The organism is Bacillus sp. 3255 (assembly GCF_031456485.1).
Taxonomy (GTDB): domain Bacteria; phylum Bacillota; class Bacilli; order Paenibacillales; family NBRC-103111; genus Paenibacillus_E.
This window is the reverse complement of the sequence record NZ_JAVDUS010000027.1, coordinates 74,785-91,198: the sequence shown is the minus strand read 5'-3', so window position 1 is coordinate 91,198 and position 16,414 is coordinate 74,785. Positions and strand designations below refer to the sequence as shown.

Sequence of the window (16,414 nt, the reverse complement as noted above, 5' to 3'; positions counted from 1 at the left end):
CCGCTGATTTTGCCAAAGGTTTACAAAAATCCCGTTTTAACTTACAATTTTCAACAGGAACAATGATCGTTCGACAATATCCTACAGTTGATAGACTTTGATAGGGGCTTACAGTATGGATCTCTTAATAAGCGAGAACCGCGGTCAGTGCAATGGCACCGCGCTGCGGATGCTGCTGCTTAACTTCACAATAGTCACGATGGGTCTATCTTTCTCTTATACTCGTCTAGGGCTAAGCACTCCCCATTTTCTGTATATGATGACGGCCAATATCATCATGGTTACCGCCTATGTCTGGTTGTATTGCTTTCGCAAGGATGCGGGCTGGATCGGTTATATCCCGATATTCGGGCAGTTTCTGAACACACTGTTGCTGATTAGCTTTATACCCACCTTCATGAATGCGCTCAGCAGCCTATATATCGTTATCGTAGCAGCCATCTTCATGCGCAAGAGCGTGATGATGATCGCGATTTGCCTCGCTGTATTGGCGAATGTGTATTTTATCGCCGTCACGTATACGAGCCGTGTCGCGCCGACGCCGCAAATGCTGATCAGCCTCCTGACTTGGTCGCTGCTGATCTTCATCAGCATGCTCTTGCTGACTCGCAACAACCGGGAGCTCATGGCCCGCTTCTATACGCTGCAGAAGGAAACGGTAGATAAAGCCGAGCAAATCAAGCATTTGGCGACCACCGATCCGTTAACTCATTTGCCTAACCGGGTATCCGCGTATGAGCATCTGGATAATGCCATTCAGAAAGCGGCCGCTTGGAACAGCCGTGTCTGCGTACTATGGGTCAATGTGGATAACTTCCAAATGATCAATGATTCGGTTGGGTATGCAACAGGGGATCAATATCTGCGCTCTTTTGCCCGTAAGATGGTGCATACCTTCTCGCCTGACATGCATATCTCCCGCTCGGGTGGCGATGAATTCAATCTCATTGTAGAGATCGGTTCTGATGACGAATCCTTCACGAACACCGTGCATGAGATCTGGGAGGCGTGCCATTCGCCATTCCATGTCGCAGGCGTTTCTTATCCGCTCCGGGTGAGTATGGGGGTTGCCTTATACCCGGATCATGCCCAGACGGCCGAGCAGCTGCTCATTTGCGCAGATGTCGCGATGCGGAAGGCGAAGGCGGAAGGCAAGCATCAATTCCGCATTTTCGATGAAACGATGAGACTCGATCTGCTGCAGAAGCGCAAGCTGGAAGATGCCCTGCAGGACGCCCTGGCGCAGAATCAGTTCACGCTGCACTTCCAGAAGCAAGTCCATGTGCCCAGCGGCAATGTCAAAGGGTACGAAGCCTTGCTGCGTTGGCAGCAGCCGGAGGGCACCTACATCCCGCCGGGCGAATGGATCCAGCTTGCCGAAGAGACAGGGCTCATCGTGCCGATCGGCCACTGGGTGCTGCGAACGGCGTGCCGCACGGCTAAGAAGTGGCAGGACGCCACGCGCTCGCAATTTTCGATATCGGTCAATATTTCCGCTCTTCAGTTAATGCAGCATGATTTCGCCGATCAGGTTCTCGCCGTATTGGCCGAGACGGGGCTGGATCCCCGCCACTTAGTGCTGGAGCTGACCGAGACTCTGCTCATTCAATCGATCGAAACTTCGACGACTCACTTGAATTACTTGAGAAACCAAGGGGTGAGAATTGCCCTGGACGATTTCGGGAAAGGGTTCTCATCACTCAGCTATATCAAGCAGCTGCCTGCGGACATTATTAAAATTGATAAATCATTCATCGATCACATTGACGACAGCTCCGTAGACCGGGTCATTATGGAATCCATCATCTCGCTGGTGCAGCGAATCCATATGGAAGTTATCGCCGAAGGCGTCGAGAAGCAGGAACAGCTTCGAATCCTGCAGGGAATCGGCTGCGAATATGTTCAGGGCTACTATTTCAGCAAGCCGCTGCCTGAAAATCTCGCTTTCCCGGTACCGGTTCATACATAAAGAAACCGCTCCTCTTTGAAATAATCCCAGTCGTTCGTGCAGCTAACACGCGGGATGAAGTTCATTTGGGGGCGGTTTTCGCATTTATTCGTCAAAAAGCGGCGTAGACAAGTAACGCTCGCCGGTATCCGGCAGGATGACGACGATCGTCTTCCCTTTGTTCTCCGGTCTTCTCGCCAATAGCGTCGCGGCGTAGGCTGCCGCTCCCGACGAAATGCCGACGAGCAGCCCTTCCGTCCTGGCCAGTTCGCGGGCTGTCGCAAACGCATCCTCATCGGATACGGCAATAATCTCATCGACGACGGAACGGTGGAAATTATCCGGCTCGAACCCGGCGCCGATGCCTTGGATCTGGTGCGCGCCCCGCGTGCCGCCCGAGAGGATTGCGGAGTTTGCCGGCTCGACGGCGATCACTTGCGCAGACGGGTTTCTTCGCTTTAGAATCTCTCCCACCCCAGTGATCGTGCCCCCTGTGCCCACGCCTGCTACGAAGAGGTCGACATTCCCATCCGTATCCCGCCATATTTCTTCCGCCGTCGTTCTCCGGTGCACCTCCGGGTTGGCCGGGTTGCTGAATTGCTGCGGAATGAAGCTGTCCGGCAGCCCGGCTGCCAGCTCCTCCGCCTTCTTGATCGCCCCCATCATCCCATCGGCGGCAGGGGTCAGCACAATCTCCGCCCCCAATGCCTTAAGCAGCTTTCTCCGCTCGATGCTGAACGATTCCGGTATCGTAATGATAAGCTTATATCCTAACGCCGCAGCGGCAAAGGCAAGTCCGATGCCGGTATTGCCGCTGGTAGGCTCAATGATGACAGTGTCTTTCGTTATTTTGCCGGCTTTCTCCGCCTCTTGAATCATGGCGAAACCGATACGGTCTTTGACACTGCCGGCCGGATTGAAATACTCCAGTTTCGCCATCACTTTCGCCTGCAGCCCCTGCCGTGTATTGTAATTCCATAGCTCGAGCAGCGGCGTATTGCCGATTAACTCCGTCAGATTATTGTAAATGGTCGCCATCCCGTATGACCTCGCTCTCCTCTTCATTAAACCCATTAACTTACTGGGTTATGTTGAGTATAGCTTGATTCTACGGAAAACTGAAATCAAAATTCCTGATAAGAGGGGGTGATTTTCTTATATATGGAGGATCAAACTTGTGCCGCATAAGCGCACTTATGTTACACTGGGATGAGAAAATTATTGTGATAAGCAAGGAGAATGGGAAGAATGAAACTGGTTTCGTGGAATGTGAACGGGTTAAGGGCCTGTGTGAATAAAGGCTTCCTGAGCTACGTCGAGCAGACGGACGCCGACATCGTGTGTGTGCAGGAGACGAAATTGCAGGAAGGACAAATTAGCCTGGCGTTGGACGAGTCCTACCGGCAATATTGGAACTACGCCGTCAAGAAAGGCTACTCCGGCACCGCCGTATTCTCCAGAATCGAGCCGCTTTCCGTCCGGTACGGCATCGAAGAAAATGAAGAGCCCGAAGGCCGGATCATTACGCTCGAGTTCGAGGACTTTTATCTGGTGACGGTGTATACGCCGAACGCCAAGCGGGATCTCTCCAGACTGGAGTACCGCCTGGAATGGGAGGACCGCTTCCGCAGCTATCTCCTGCAGCTCGACGCGCAGAAGCCGGTGATCGCCTGCGGAGATTTGAACGTCGCTCACCAGGAGATCGACTTGAAGAATGCCAAAGGCAACCACGGCAACTCCGGATTCACGGCCGAGGAGCGCGGGAAAATGACAGAGCTGCTCGATGCCGGCTTCCTCGATACGTTCCGGCACCTGTATCCCGACCGTACGGATGTCTACAGCTGGTGGTCGAATATGCCCGGCGTGCGGGCCCGGAATGTCGGGTGGCGCATCGACTACTTCATCGCCTCGGCCCGGATCGCACCTAACATCGTTAGCGCCGATATCGATTGCGAAATCCTGGGCAGCGATCATTGCCCGGTTCGATTGGAAGTGGACTTGAGCCGGGAGAACGGCTAAACCGGCTAGAAGCTAGAACCTGCTAAAGCAGCAGTCCCAAAAGCAGGAGCAGGTTGGACCCGCCCTAAAAAGCCTACCGGACCCTCCTGCTCCAATTATCTCAATAAACTTAGTAAGGCTTCGCTAAACGGTTTATAGATGACAATGACGGCTTCCAGCGGATTAGGGATGTCGATTCGCAGGAATAGCGCGATGTTCAGTCCCGCGCCAAGGAGCAGCAGCACACTGAAGCTCCATGCTTCCTTATGCATTCGTTCACGCGTTAACGTCCGCAGTTCAAATACAGCTATACAAGCGGATACGACCCCTATTGTTGCAATTGCCCACCACATTGGTTTACTCCTTAATTTCCTGTAGGAACGAATTTCCCGTGGTGCCAAGGCGCCTAATTTTAATTTCCGCCTTTACGTCCAAATCGAGATCGGCTAAGTGCTGCTCCCAATCGTCCTTTACCTCCGCCCATCCCTTCGGATCGTTCCGGTGAATGACATCGCCGAACCCGAATATGTCGAATTTCACCTTCTCCTGCATCCTGCCGGCCGAATCCATTATCGTCTCTTCCATCTGCTTGCTTGCCGCTTTCTCTAACATGTCTATCGTTGCTAGATCCAGTAAATCGAGATCACATTCTACGTTTCCGACATTCGCTTCGGTGTGAATCTCAACTTGGATTTGCGGCTTCCCCTTCACCACTTTCCCTTGCAGTTCGGTCTTGGAGCGAACAACCTCCAAAGCGATCTGTCCGCCTCCCGGGCAGTTTATGGTGCCAACGGTGTTTTTGACGTTATCCCTCAAATAGTTGTACACCTTGCTCTCGTCTTCGTTCATCCAGCCAACCAACTTATCTCTATGGAAATAAGCCAAACCCGCATAATGCAATTTCGAAGGCGGATCTATGTAGTCCGTATTTGCTTTGTTTTCCACGATCTCTTCGGGTCCCTTCAATTCGATAGCGGTTAAGGCGAGACTCTTCCCTTCCGTGATAAGATCCTGAATGACTTCATCCAACGTGACCATACTCGTAGGTGCCCACACACGCTCAGAAGTATATAGCGAGAAATACATTCGGTTTGCGGGGATTTTTTCGAGCGGGGTTATTACCTTCAGCACATCTTCTGCATGCAGATGTTTGGCGACAACGATGAAGAAATCGGTCCGTGGCTCATGATCCCTCGAGAGGAATTCAATAGGACCCGTGACCCCTTCCTTCGCCAATTCTTCCCCCAATACCAACACGCGCAAATGAGCCAAATATATTTTCCGCGGAGAGGAAGTTGTCATACGCCGGAGAGCCTCAAACACCGTTTTCCCTTCCGCTTTAAACATCGTGACGGCAACGCCCTCCCCTTTGCTGCTGCTCGCTACATTGCTCGGCACAACCACTTGGGCGGAGACCATGTACCGGTCACCTACTTTATCGATACCCAAACCAACCGCCAGCGCCAAACTGTTTAATTCCCGGCTGTTCCAACAACCGGTTAACAGAACGAGCAGCAGGATGGGAAGCACGCACCCAATCAGCTTTCTAGGCATAATGATTTCACCCCTTTAATGAAGGCTTTCCGATTCCGGGAAGTCATGCGGCCTGACCTTGCGGTTTACCGCATTGGTGCGGGGTGACATGATCCAGCGGGGAAGTCTGAACAACGTATCTTTTTGCTCAGGAAGATGAAATGGTGCTAACGAACTCATGTATGGAACCCCGAACGACTTCAAACCGCATAAATGAAGCACGATGGCAATCATCCCTACGATGATACCGAACAACCCGAACGTGGCCCCCAGCGCCATCAAAGGAAAACGAAGCATGCGAATGGAGATGGACATATTGTAGTAAGGAGAAACGAAGCTGGCCATGGCGGTAATGGACACGACAATAACCATCGCTGCCGAGACAATACCGGCTTCAACCGCCGCTTGCCCGATTACGAGGGTCCCGACGATTGAAATGGCGGAGCCTACAGCTCTAGGCATTCGAATACCGGCCTCCCGCAAAATTTCGAAGGTAACCTCCATCATCAGCGCCTCGAAAAAGGCCGGAAAAGGCACGCCTTCCCGTTGGGCTACCAAGCTAATCAACAAGTTGGTCGGAATCATTTCTTGATGAAACGTAGTGATCGCGACATACAGGGAAGGTCCGCTCAACGCAATGAAGAAGCATAAATAGCGGATTAAACGAATCAGTGTGCTAATATCCCAACGGTGGTAATAATCCTCCGCCGATTGGAAGTATTGAACGAACAGCGCGGGCACCATAAGGACAAATGGCGTACCGTCAACTAGTATCGCAACCCGCCCTTCCAGCAACCCCGCCGCAATGGTATCCGGTCTTTCGGAATTTATGACTGTTGGAAAAGGGCTCCATGTGGCATCTTGAATATATTCTTCGATATAACCGCTTTCCAGGATGCCGTCAATATTAATGCGGTCCAAACGCTGCCGCACTTCGGCAACGACACTGTCATCCGCAATTCCTTCGAGATACATGAACGCTACTTGCGTTCGCGTTACACTGCCGATTTCTCTAGACTCCAGCCATAGGCGGGGATCTTTGATTTTACGGCGGATCATCGCCGTGTTCACCTTTAGTGATTCCGTGAAGCCTTCGCGAGGGCCGCGGATCAGCGATTGAGCAGACGGCTCTTCAACGCTCCTGTGCTCCCAACCGCGCGTGGAGGCAACCATTGCCCGATCCATATTGTCCATGAGAATAACGCTATCTCCGGACAGAATGGCCAATAGTAACGTTTCGAAATCATCTGCATCGGATAGACTTTTAACCGTCAGTACGCTTTCTTGCAAGAAGCTTATCGGATCGGGGTGAGTACGCAGCTTAGCGGTGAGCTCGGTCGATTCCCGGACTCCCACCATCAGCGGGATCAGCACAGCATCATCCAACACCTTCTTATCCGTCAAACCATCCGTATACACAACCGCCATCCGGATGGAATCTTCTGCAATTCGGAATTGCTTGATAACCAGATCGCTGCTATTTCCGACGATCTCTTTTATTTTATTTATATTTTGCTGCAAGTCGTTGGTCAATGTTACTCGAACTTGCTGGATTTCTTTTATTGGGGCCGCCTTTTTCCCTTTTTCCCCATGATGTACGGATAATAATCTTTTTATAAACCTCAATGGACTCCCCCCTTTCGCGATCCCGTCAACCGTTCTCTCCCTGTAATTCGTCTTGCATAGGCTACTACCAAAAGGACTAACGGGATCACGAACCCGATAGGCAGGAAATGAGCAAATGCCATTTGAACAATGGCAATCGTGAAAGCGACTGACGGGTAAATAATGATAGCTAATACGACCAGGATGAGCCCCAACGGAAGGAGTAAGGGTTTGGCCTCCGTTATTTTGAAGGTATTGGCATAAAATCGAATAGATGCGTAAAAGCATAGGGACAGCTTGAAGAAAATGCACAAGAGCCAAAGAATGGCCATCATGGACTCCACCCTTTGAAAGATCTCGCCGATATGAATTTGCATCGCTAGCGCATAACTGGGATATGCTTTGGAGGCTGTAAGTCCCACCCCCATAACCAACAGGCAGAAGGTTGTAAAAAGAACCAGAAACAAAGCGCCCGATAACGTTCCAAGCACTAAGGCTCTCCCCGCTTCCTTCGCTTGGGTCACGGCCGGCATGATAACCAGGAAAACGGATAATTGCAAAAAAGGTACGGCTATAAACGGGAGAGATGCCCTCACGATCGGCTTGTACCCGAATTCCAGTACAGGCAATAAATGTTCGATGTGCATTTTGGGTAGAAGTCCTACGAAAAGCACGAGTACCAGTAAGACTAATAGAGGGAAAAAGACTTCCACCGCCCGGGCAATCGTTTCCAGTCCCGAATGTACAGCAAGTAGGACAACGGCTAGAAAAAGAAGAAGAATAGCATACAGAGGTGTTTCCGGCATGATTTGAGCTAACATGAAGTCCCCGACATCCCGAAGCAATTGAGCGGATAATAGGAAAAAGTATAAAAAGAAGATGGCGGAAACGGCTCTCCCCAACCATTTGCCTAGAATCTTCTCGCTATATTCGGGCAGTGATAGATTCGGGAATCTTGCAGCCAATGTCTTGAGTAAGAAAGCGATCAGTACGCCAACTCCCGATCCGAATAACGCCGATAGCCAAGCATCCTGCTTAGCCTCGCCCGCCAGCAGACCGGGAACGTAAAGTATGGCACTGCCCACTGTAAACAGGACGACAAGCAGCGTAAATTGCCTAACCGTTATTTTGGAAAATTCCATCATAAATAGGACCCCTGTTACGAGTTGATAAATATAGTATTTCCAACCCGTGATAGGGAAATACTAGTGGAATGATATTTTAATAGAGAGGGCACCTTGCATCGCCAACGGGATACACAGCGCCACGGCCTGCTCCAGTTCAAGAGGAAATTCCGTTTGCAGATCAATGGTTCCAACTAGATCTTGCCCTCCCCCGCCATGTTGTGCCACAATATGGATGTCAAACAAATAGCAGCCAAGCGGCAAAGAATGCCCCGCTTCCTTTCCAAAACCGGAATGGAGTCGGGGTTTTTTATGTTGTTTGGCCCATGATGATAGGGAGGAATGGTGTAAGGAGAATGAGTTATCAAATGGAGCACGATAATGGATAAGCGTTCATTTTAGTCGAAGGAGGGGAGGGCGACTCGATGCCCTAAAACGCGGACATGGTTACGGCAACCGGAAGTTCGTTGAAGAAATCTGGTGGCCGCTTGTCGGACATTTTTGCGGGCTGCATCCAGAATACGAAGTGAAGGACTGGCGAGGGAGATCATACTTTGTCGATTTCATGTGGATTGTAGGAGCCGTACGGATTGGTTTTGAGATCATGGACTTTGGCTCGCATGGCACGGACCGTACCAAGTACCGGATGGATTTGAACCGTGGACTTTTTCTTCAGGCCCAAGACTGTACACTCTTCTATATCTCTCTGGATGAGTTGAAAGAGAATCCTGCATTCATCCTCTCCGCCTTGCGAAGCAGCCTGTCCTCGTACCTGCCGGCTGGGGAGGGCGTTCAAATTAAAGCCGCAAATCACTATTCAAGGATCGAACGAGACTTGATGCGTTCGGCTATTCGTCATAACCGGATTATTCGTCCGACTCAGGCGGCCAAGGAATTGGAGCTGCATACAATGACCGTTATCAAATACTGCCGCAAGTTAGTGGAAAAAGGGAAATTCCGAGCTGTGGCAAGAGGCATGTCCGGACGAGTCATCTACTATGAGCACATGGGTCCAATCCAAAGTCCGGATTTGGTTTGACAGCTGGATTATCGAATCTGTATGAAAAATCATATAGAATTTATCCCATGATGGTGAAAATCGTTAAATCTATATGAAAAATCGTATACAATTTGGATTTTCGCGCGAAATATCATATAGATTACTGAATTACGCGGGTGAACCAGCCGTATCCAGGCATTAGATCAAAACGAAGCAAAAAAAGCCGCAACAAGCCGCCTTGCAGCAGCTGTCACAGCCCTCTCCTCTGCATCTAACGCAGGATCCAGCCTATTCTTCCTTCCCCGTCGCAATTGGGTTGTCTTCCCAAGAGATCCAGTCGCTCCAGCTTCCGCTATAGAGCTTCACATTGTCAAATCCCGCTTCGCTCAAGCCAAGCACGTTCGGGCATGCCGTCACGCCGGAGCCGCAATAGACGATAATTTCATCGGCATCGCGCAAGCCGGCGAAATGCTGCTCCTGCTTCGCCGCAGGCAGCCAAGCGCCGGTCTCATCGAGGACGCCTTTCCAGAAGTAGTTCCGCGCACCGGGAATGTGGCCCGCCACCCGGTCGATCGGCTCCTCGAGCCCCAGATAGCGGCGCTCCTCGCGCGAGTCGACCAGCACGACGCCGGGACGGCCGAGCTTGTCCTTGACCTCGTCCATAGAAGCGAGCATGGTGCGCTGCACTTTCGGCGAGAACGTCCGCGGCTGAACAGCAGGCACTTCCGCCGTTACCGGGTAACCCGCTGATTGCCATGCGGCGTATCCCTGATCCAGTACATACACCTCGGAATGACCGAGGAATTTCAGCATCCACCATAGCCGCGAAGCCATGGCTCCGCCTTGGTCGTCATAGGCGACGACGGTCTTGGTGCTGTCGATCCCCAGACTGCCCACGCGGATAGAGAATGCCCCGAGGTCGGGGAGCGGATGTCTGCCGCCGTGCGCCATGAGCGCACCGGACAAATCCTTTTCCAAATCCACATAGACGGCTCCCGGTATATGGTCTTGCTCATAGCTTTGCCGGCCTGACTCAGGCTTGCCAAGCGCAAAACGACAATCAGCGATCACAATGTTCGCATCGCCCAGCCGTTCGAGCAGCCAAGCTTGACTTACGATATTTTCCATGGATGATGCCACCTTCCTTGCCTGCAATGAATGGCCCCCCGCTGAGAGGAGCAGGATATGTTTTCCAAGCTGTATGATCTTCCCCCATTTTATCGCAAAAGCGCCGCGTTCGCTATGGCGGGCCCATGTAAACTCCGCACAGGCCGAGTGCACAAAGACCGTCCCAACCTATTGGCCGTGACGGTCTGTACTATTAACCCCGCTTCGCTGCAGGCGCACGTGCCGCCGATAGCGCAGAAGCTTCATCAGCCGCATCCTCCTGCGGCTTCACCTTGCGGATGAAGAAAGCCAATACCAGCGCCGCAACGCTTAGCCATGTAGCGATCACGAAGGAATGGTTAATTCCATAGATCGTAGCCGCTTGCGTGACCTCCGCCATTTGGGCTTTGTTGCTCGGATCGACTTTGCCTGAAATAATAAGCTCCTTCGCGTGGGAAGCCGCTTTGTTGGTCATGAACGTCACCAGCAGAGCGGTTCCGAGTGCACCGGAGACGTTCCGCAGCGTCTGCGACATCCCGGAGCCATGAGCATTCAAGCGCCGCGGCAGCTGATTCATCCCGGCCGTTTGAATCGGCATCATGAGCATCGACATCCCGAACATCCGCAGCGTATACACCAGCATCAGATGGTTGTATGTCGAATCCGCGGTAAGCTGACTGAATTGGTATGTCGTAAGCGTCGTAATCAGCAGGCCGATGACAGCCAGCCAGCGAGCCCCGACCTTATCGAAAATCATGCCCGTGATCGGGGACATGATCCCCATCAAGATCGCACCCGGCAGCAGCAGCAAGCCGGACTCCAGCGGTGTGAAACCGCGGATGTTCTGCAGGAAGATCGGCAGCAGAATCATGCCTGAGAACATGGCCATCGTAATAATCGCATTGATCAATGTCGTTAGCGAGAACATGGAATATTTGAACACCCGGAACTCCAGCAGCGGTGTTGCTACCATGAGGGAACGGATCACGAAGATCAGCAGCGCGACCCCCCCTACAATGAGACAGGTCAGAACGTCTACGCTTCCCCAACCGTCCGTACCGGCGTCGCTGAATCCGTACAAAATTCCGCCGAAGCCGATCGTGGACAGGATAACGCCTAGAACGTCAAGGTTAGGCTTGGATGTCTGGATCACATCCTTCATGGCATAAGCGCCAAAAACGACGGCGAAGACCGCTAGAGGCAGAACAATATAAAACAGCACATGCCAATGGTAGTGCTCGACGATCCAACCGGACATCGTCGGCCCGATGGCCGGAGCGAAGATCATGGCGATCCCCATCATGCCCATCGCTTTGCCGCGCTCAGCCACAGGGAAGATTGTCAGCACGACGACCGACATCAGCGGCATCAGAATGCCGGCGCCCACCGCCTGCACGAGACGACCGCTCAGCAGCAAGCCGAAAGTGCTGGAAATGGCGCAAATGACCGTGCCGACGGCGAATAAAGACGAGGCGACCAGGAACAATTTGCGGGTGGTGAACCTGTTGATTAGGTAGGCGGAGATCGGCACGAGAACCCCGTTCACGAGCATATATCCGTTGGACAGCCACTGAATCGTGCTTTCGTTCACGTTCAGGTCGGTCATCATTTTGGGCAGGGCGACATTCAATACGGTCTGACTTAATAGTGCCACGAATGCGGCAATCAGCAGGGAAGCCATGATGGGCCCTTTGCGCATCGCTGTATGAACCATGCTAGTCATGAAGATCATCCTCACTTATGTTCTTTAGAATCTGAATCATCCGATGCTGAATGCGAAGCAAATGCTCTTGATCCTCATCGGACAAACTCATCAAAGGCCGAAGCAGCTTCGTTCGTGTCATATTCGATTCCTCCCATAGCGCCAATCCCTTCTCTGAGAGTCTAAGCATCATAGCACGTCGATCGTTCTCGGCCCGCTCCCGTATAACGAGACCTGCTTTGGTCATCCGGTCCACAATACCGCTAGCGGTGCTGTTTCCCAGATTCAGCTTCTCGGAAAGTTCAGCCAGCCGAATGTCCGGAAACTCCTCCAAAATACGGAGCACAATAAGCTGGAGCGGGGTAAGACCATGCCGCTGAGCAACTTTGGCCACAACATGATAGAAAGCTTGGTTCACTTCCCGATAAGTATAAAAAATTTGCAAAAAGCGTTGTTCTCTATCCAAATGGAGCCCCCTAAATTATTTCGCATACGAAACAATATTATGTCCCTTTCTCGCTGATATGTCAATATTTATATATAGTTAACTAGAGCCCTCTATAGTATTTGTGATTACGCCAGCATTATGATAATGATTTAAAACTTGGCTGCTCCAACTCGTACAGGCAAATGCAAAAACCCCCAATCCCGCTTAGTCGGCAAGATTGGAGGTTGAATTGAAATGGCGGGCGGCGGCTCCCGCTACAGCTCGTCCATCTCCTTACGGTATAGAAGATAAAGCATCCACGCCAACATGATGCAGAACCCCGCAGCCCAGTAGAAAATGGACGTCAATTGCTTGGATACCCCATAATAAGCGGAAGAGTACATGAAGAAAGCCGTCACAAAGACGGGGTATATCCGCTGATTTCGGCGCTGATGCAAGCTCTTGTTCCCCAGCACCAAACGAAGCGTAAAGCCTAGCCGATTCCGCTGTAAGTACAGAGCAAAGTACAACGTGATTATGGCGGCTGCAATTTTCAAAAGCCGATACGAGACATCGGGACTATCGAAATAAATGTACATCGGAACGCTGGTGATCACCGCCGCCACGAACAATACGACGGCTAGAAGCATGGTATACCCCACTGCGCCAAGAAGCACGATCATAAGCGCATGCAGCTTCCGCAAACGAAACATATAGTGAATCCCCAGGGCTTCGATGATAATAGCCAGCATAGGGGATAACGATTTGGTTCCCAAAACATAGATGAATAATTCGGATAAACAAGCGGTCAAGATGCTGAGGATTACCGTGAGAGGCCATTTTCTTTTCGTGGAGATTCGAAAGGCGTGCAGTCCTAATAAAAGCATCGAAAATAAAATACATGTACCAACCGAGATATGTAAAAGCGAAGCCATGCCAACCTCCAGCCACAAATGAAAGGGTGATCAACATGCAGAATGTCAGCTTACAATGGAAAATCGTCCCCTTAACTGACGCACATTGCATAACGTTATGTACTTGGAAATACCCTGAACCTTACGAATTGTACAACTGGCCTCCGTGGGAAACCATGCTTCAAGAGCAAGCTGAATTCGCGGAAGCATCCATTCGGGCCGAACAATACCGGGCTGTCGTGGACGCTGAGGGCATCCTCGTCGGCTTTGTTCAGTTTTTCCCCATCGTCGGGGTCACCCGCTTAGGCCTCGGCCTGCGCCCGGACCTCTGCGGACAAGGCAGCGGACTCGGCACGCAGTTCGTCCGGCTCCTGACACAAGCCGCGCTGCTCCAGACTCCCGGGAACGAAGTCGATCTCGAAGTGCTTGTCTGGAACGAGCGGGCCATCCGCACCTATCAGCGTGCCGGCTTCGTCATCACGGATACGTATGAACGGCTGACGCCCTCCGGTCCCGCCATGTTCCACTGCATGGTGTACGAAGAAACCGCGCCTGACCAGGACTAGACGCCGGTTTCCCCGGCCGTCACAGCCGTATAAGCCTCATCGTATTTGGCCGCCGAGCGGAAATCGAGCTCGGTCAAACCGCCCGCATGCCAAGAGGTCAGGCGCAAAGTCACCATTTTGTAATCGACGGCGATCATCGGGTGATGGTTGTCCGCTTCGGCAATACCGGCAATCCGGTTGACAAAGTCTATCCCCTGCATGAATGCCGCAAATCGGTATTTGCGCATCATCCATTTGTGATCATCCGTCGTCCAGCCGGAGAGCCGCTCCAACCTCTCGGTAATCTCAGTTTGCCCAAGCTTCATGCGTCAGCACTCTCCTTCCGGCATCACTCATATTCGTAAACGGGCTCATGGGCTTCATTGTCTCCCGCATAGGTGCGAAGAAGCTCCAGGAAAGGCTTCCCGTAGTTGCGGTATTTGACCTCACCGACACCTTTGATCCGCAGCATCGCCGCCTCCGTCGTCGGACAGCTCTCGCTCATCTCACGAAGCGTACTGTCGGAGAAAATGATATACGGCGGCACCTTCTCCCGCGCCGCCATTTCCCGGCGCAGTAGCCGCAGCTGCTCGAACAGCGTATTGTCGATCGCCGCTGCCGCTCTGACCTGCTGCCGGCGCACCTTCTGGAATACTTGCTGCTTGCCTTGAAGCACTTCAGCCGCCGGCTGCATAAGCCGAACCACCGGATACTGGCCGTCGGACAACTGCAGGTACCCCTCCGAAATCAGCACATTGATGAGATCCGATATCTCTTTCTCCGGCAAATCCCGCATGATGCCGTGCGTCGGCAGGCGGTCGAACCGGTAATCGACGATTTTCTTGGCCTTGGAGCCTTTGAGCACGGAGGCCACCATCGAAATCCCGAAGCGCTCGCCCATCCGCCGGATGCAGGAGAAAATTTTCTGCGCTTCGACGGTAATATCCACCGTATCCCGGTCATCCTTACAGGAGCTGCAGTTGCCGCATGTATCTTTGATATTCCGTTCGTCAAAGTAATGCAGGATCACGTTGCGCAAACAGCGCGGCGAGTAGCAGTAATCGATCATCGTCTGCAGCTTCTTGTATTCGTTCGCTTTGCGCTCCGGCGTCAGCTGGTTCTGCTCGATGAGAAACTTCTGCGTCATAATATCCTGCGCGCTGAACAGCAGAATGCATTCGCTCGGCTCCCCGTCACGCCCTGCACGGCCCGCCTCCTGGTAATAGGCTTCCATATTTTTGGGCATGTTGTAGTGGATCACGTAGCGCACATTCGATTTATCGATGCCCATCCCGAACGCATTCGTCGCGATCATGACGCGAATGTCGTCATAAATAAACGCTTCCTGCATATAGGAGCGCTCATCGTCCGTTAAACCGGCGTGGTACTTGCCCGCGGCATAGCCTTTTTTGCGCAGCTGCTCGTACAGGTCCTCTACATCTTTGCGCGTTGCGGCATAAATAATGCCCGGCTGATGCGTATGCTCTTTCACATAATTCATAATGTAATCCCGCTTATTCTCTCCCCGAAGAATCGTCAGTTCGAGATTGTCCCGCGAGAAGCCGTTCACGAAAATGCCTGCATCCGTCAGCTCCAGCAATCTGGCGATGTCCGCCGTTACCTCCGCTGTCGCCGTAGCGGTGAAGGCCGCCACGATCGGCCGGTTGGGGAGCTCGCGAATGAACGGAGCAATCCCGACGTAGCTGGGCCGGAAATCATGCCCCCACTGGGAGACGCAGTGCGCCTCATCGATCGCTACGAACGGCAGATTCAGCGCTGCCATTCGCGCGCGAAAGCGCTCCGATTCCAGCCGCTCGGGCGCAATATACAGCAGCTTGTATTTGCCCTGCATCGCGCCCTGCATCCGCTGCTCGACTTCCCTGGCTTCCAGCGTGCTGTTAATGAATGTGGACGGAACGCCCAGCGCGTTCAGAGCATCCACCTGGTCTTTCATCAAAGAGATCAGCGGAGAAATGACGAGGGTTACCCCCTCCATCAGCAGCGCGGGAACTTGATAGCAGATGGATTTCCCTCCGCCCGTCGGCATAATGCCGAGCGTATCATTTCCTTGGAGCAGGTTGGAAATAATATTTTTCTGCCCTTCGCGAAACTCCGGGTACCCGTAGACTTGTTGTAAAACTTTCCTTGCCCCATCCAGCATAGCTTATATACACCTTTCTTTAATTCAGTCCAAACTCGCGAGCCCGAAGCCTATCAGACTAGATAGATGACGGATACCAGCTTCTCCCCATCGTGAACCTTCAGAACGTGATTGCCCGGATCATGACGGACCGAACCTACGCCGATCTGCATGACGGGGCTGCTCCCTAATCCATAGAAAATATCGTCAGCCAACGTACGCAGGCATTCTTCCTGCTCATTGGGCTCCAGCTGCTCCCAATCGTCCGCGCTCATATCCAGCAGCTCGTAAAACCCATTCACCATCTCAATGCCGCGCACGAAATCAGTCACAATATCCTTGTACTCTCTTCCGAATTTAATACCCATCCT

Annotated in this window: 16 protein-coding genes; 4 read left to right on the top strand and 12 right to left on the bottom strand. The window is 52.2% G+C overall.

All coding sequences use genetic code 11. The features are described 5' to 3' along the window. The first annotated feature begins 115 nt into the window (after positions 1-115). Positions 116-1,969, top strand: coding sequence for a putative bifunctional diguanylate cyclase/phosphodiesterase (locus tag J2X61_RS32265; protein WP_310194077.1), 1,854 nt, complete (start codon positions 116-118; stop codon positions 1,967-1,969). Between the two features lie 84 nt (positions 1,970-2,053). Here J2X61_RS32265 and cysK read toward each other — a convergent pair whose 3' ends face one another. Further along, positions 2,054-2,986, bottom strand: a complete 933-nt coding sequence (gene cysK, locus J2X61_RS32260) for a cysteine synthase A (protein ID WP_310194074.1) — start codon at positions 2,984-2,986, stop codon at positions 2,054-2,056. Positions 2,987-3,196: 210 nt separating this feature from the next. On the opposite strand from cysK, the gene J2X61_RS32255 reads away from it, so the two are divergent. Then, positions 3,197-3,967, top strand: coding sequence for an exodeoxyribonuclease III (locus tag J2X61_RS32255; protein ID WP_274471717.1), 771 nt, complete (start codon positions 3,197-3,199; stop codon positions 3,965-3,967). Positions 3,968-4,062: 95 nt separating this feature from the next. On the opposite strand, the gene J2X61_RS32250 is transcribed toward J2X61_RS32255, so the two are convergent. The 4 genes from J2X61_RS32250 to J2X61_RS32235 all read right to left on the bottom strand — a co-directional run bounded on the left by J2X61_RS32250 (position 4,063) and on the right by J2X61_RS32235 (position 8,229). Then, on the bottom strand, positions 4,063-4,299 hold the full coding sequence (locus J2X61_RS32250) for a hypothetical protein (protein ID WP_274471718.1): 237 nt from the start codon (positions 4,297-4,299) through the stop codon (positions 4,063-4,065). Positions 4,300-4,303: 4 nt separating this feature from the next. Next, positions 4,304-5,500, bottom strand: coding sequence for a Ger(x)C family spore germination protein (locus tag J2X61_RS32245; RefSeq protein WP_310194070.1), 1,197 nt, complete (start codon positions 5,498-5,500; stop codon positions 4,304-4,306). Between the two features lie 15 nt (positions 5,501-5,515). Continuing rightward, complete coding sequence (locus tag J2X61_RS32240) at positions 5,516-7,000, bottom strand: spore germination protein (RefSeq protein WP_310194068.1); 1,485 nt, start codon at positions 6,998-7,000, stop codon at positions 5,516-5,518. A 101-nt stretch (positions 7,001-7,101) separates the two neighbouring features. Beyond that, entirely contained in the window at positions 7,102-8,229 is a 1,128-nt protein-coding gene (locus J2X61_RS32235) for a GerAB/ArcD/ProY family transporter (protein ID WP_310194066.1), read from the bottom strand. 544 nt (positions 8,230-8,773) lie between these two features. Here J2X61_RS32235 and J2X61_RS32230 point away from each other — a divergent pair. Then, the gene (locus J2X61_RS32230) at positions 8,774-9,247 is read left to right on the top strand and encodes a hypothetical protein (protein WP_310194064.1); all 474 of its coding nucleotides are present in this window, start codon (positions 8,774-8,776) and stop codon (positions 9,245-9,247) included. Between the two features lie 249 nt (positions 9,248-9,496). Here J2X61_RS32230 and J2X61_RS32225 read toward each other — a convergent pair whose 3' ends face one another. The 4 genes from J2X61_RS32225 to J2X61_RS32210 form a co-directional block, all read right to left on the bottom strand. Further along, positions 9,497-10,336 (bottom strand): sulfurtransferase, encoded by an 840-nt coding sequence (locus tag J2X61_RS32225; RefSeq protein WP_310194062.1) that lies wholly within the window; start codon positions 10,334-10,336, stop codon positions 9,497-9,499. Between the two features lie 193 nt (positions 10,337-10,529). Then, positions 10,530-12,038, bottom strand: coding sequence for a DHA2 family efflux MFS transporter permease subunit (locus J2X61_RS32220; RefSeq protein WP_310194060.1), 1,509 nt, complete (start codon positions 12,036-12,038; stop codon positions 10,530-10,532). Continuing rightward, positions 12,031-12,483, bottom strand: coding sequence for a MarR family winged helix-turn-helix transcriptional regulator (locus J2X61_RS32215; RefSeq protein WP_274471725.1), 453 nt, complete (start codon positions 12,481-12,483; stop codon positions 12,031-12,033). The genes J2X61_RS32220 and J2X61_RS32215 overlap by 8 nt, the downstream gene beginning before the upstream one ends. 236 nt (positions 12,484-12,719) lie before the next feature. Further along, a complete protein-coding gene (locus J2X61_RS32210) occupies positions 12,720-13,256 on the bottom strand; it encodes a hypothetical protein (protein ID WP_310194058.1) in 537 nt (178 codons plus the stop codon). Between the two features lie 158 nt (positions 13,257-13,414). Between J2X61_RS32210 and J2X61_RS32205 the strand changes: the two genes are divergently transcribed. Beyond that, positions 13,415-13,924 (top strand): GNAT family N-acetyltransferase, encoded by a 510-nt coding sequence (locus J2X61_RS32205; protein WP_310194116.1) that lies wholly within the window; start codon positions 13,415-13,417, stop codon positions 13,922-13,924. Here J2X61_RS32205 and J2X61_RS32200 read toward each other — a convergent pair. Genes J2X61_RS32200 through J2X61_RS32190 form a run of 3 tightly spaced genes read right to left on the bottom strand, consistent with a single transcriptional unit; the run spans position 13,921 to position 16,411 of the window. After that, a complete protein-coding gene (locus tag J2X61_RS32200; protein WP_274471728.1) occupies positions 13,921-14,229 on the bottom strand; it encodes a 4a-hydroxytetrahydrobiopterin dehydratase in 309 nt (102 codons plus the stop codon). The genes J2X61_RS32205 and J2X61_RS32200 overlap by 4 nt on opposite strands. Positions 14,230-14,252: 23 nt before the next feature. After that, the gene (gene recQ, locus J2X61_RS32195; RefSeq protein ID WP_274471729.1) at positions 14,253-16,064 is read right to left on the bottom strand and encodes a DNA helicase RecQ; all 1,812 of its coding nucleotides are present in this window, start codon (positions 16,062-16,064) and stop codon (positions 14,253-14,255) included. A 53-nt stretch (positions 16,065-16,117) separates the two neighbouring features. After that, on the bottom strand, positions 16,118-16,411 hold the full coding sequence (locus J2X61_RS32190; protein WP_274471730.1) for a hypothetical protein: 294 nt from the start codon (positions 16,409-16,411) through the stop codon (positions 16,118-16,120). Positions 16,412-16,414 lie beyond the last annotated feature (3 nt).

Bases quoted from the DNA above. Each gene is read 5' to 3' on its own strand.
- J2X61_RS32265 (WP_310194077.1), top strand. From the start codon at position 116: ATGGATCTCTTAATAAGCGAGAACCGCGGTCAGTGCAATGGCACCGCG.
- cysK (WP_310194074.1), bottom strand. From the start codon at position 2,986: ATGGCGACCATTTACAATAATCTGACGGAGTTAATCGGCAATACGCCG.
- J2X61_RS32255 (WP_274471717.1), top strand. From the start codon at position 3,197: ATGAAACTGGTTTCGTGGAATGTGAACGGGTTAAGGGCCTGTGTGAAT.
- J2X61_RS32250 (WP_274471718.1), bottom strand. From the start codon at position 4,299: ATGTGGTGGGCAATTGCAACAATAGGGGTCGTATCCGCTTGTATAGCT.
- J2X61_RS32245 (WP_310194070.1), bottom strand. From the start codon at position 5,500: ATGCCTAGAAAGCTGATTGGGTGCGTGCTTCCCATCCTGCTGCTCGTT.
- J2X61_RS32235 (WP_310194066.1), bottom strand. From the start codon at position 8,229: ATGATGGAATTTTCCAAAATAACGGTTAGGCAATTTACGCTGCTTGTC.
- J2X61_RS32230 (WP_310194064.1), top strand. From the start codon at position 8,774: ATGTGGATTGTAGGAGCCGTACGGATTGGTTTTGAGATCATGGACTTT.
- J2X61_RS32225 (WP_310194062.1), bottom strand. From the start codon at position 10,336: ATGGAAAATATCGTAAGTCAAGCTTGGCTGCTCGAACGGCTGGGCGAT.
- J2X61_RS32220 (WP_310194060.1), bottom strand. From the start codon at position 12,038: ATGACTAGCATGGTTCATACAGCGATGCGCAAAGGGCCCATCATGGCT.
- J2X61_RS32205 (WP_310194116.1), top strand. From the start codon at position 13,415: ATGCAGAATGTCAGCTTACAATGGAAAATCGTCCCCTTAACTGACGCA.
- J2X61_RS32200 (WP_274471728.1), bottom strand. From the start codon at position 14,229: ATGAAGCTTGGGCAAACTGAGATTACCGAGAGGTTGGAGCGGCTCTCC.
- recQ (WP_274471729.1), bottom strand. From the start codon at position 16,064: ATGCTGGATGGGGCAAGGAAAGTTTTACAACAAGTCTACGGGTACCCG.
- J2X61_RS32190 (WP_274471730.1), bottom strand. From the start codon at position 16,411: ATGGGTATTAAATTCGGAAGAGAGTACAAGGATATTGTGACTGATTTC.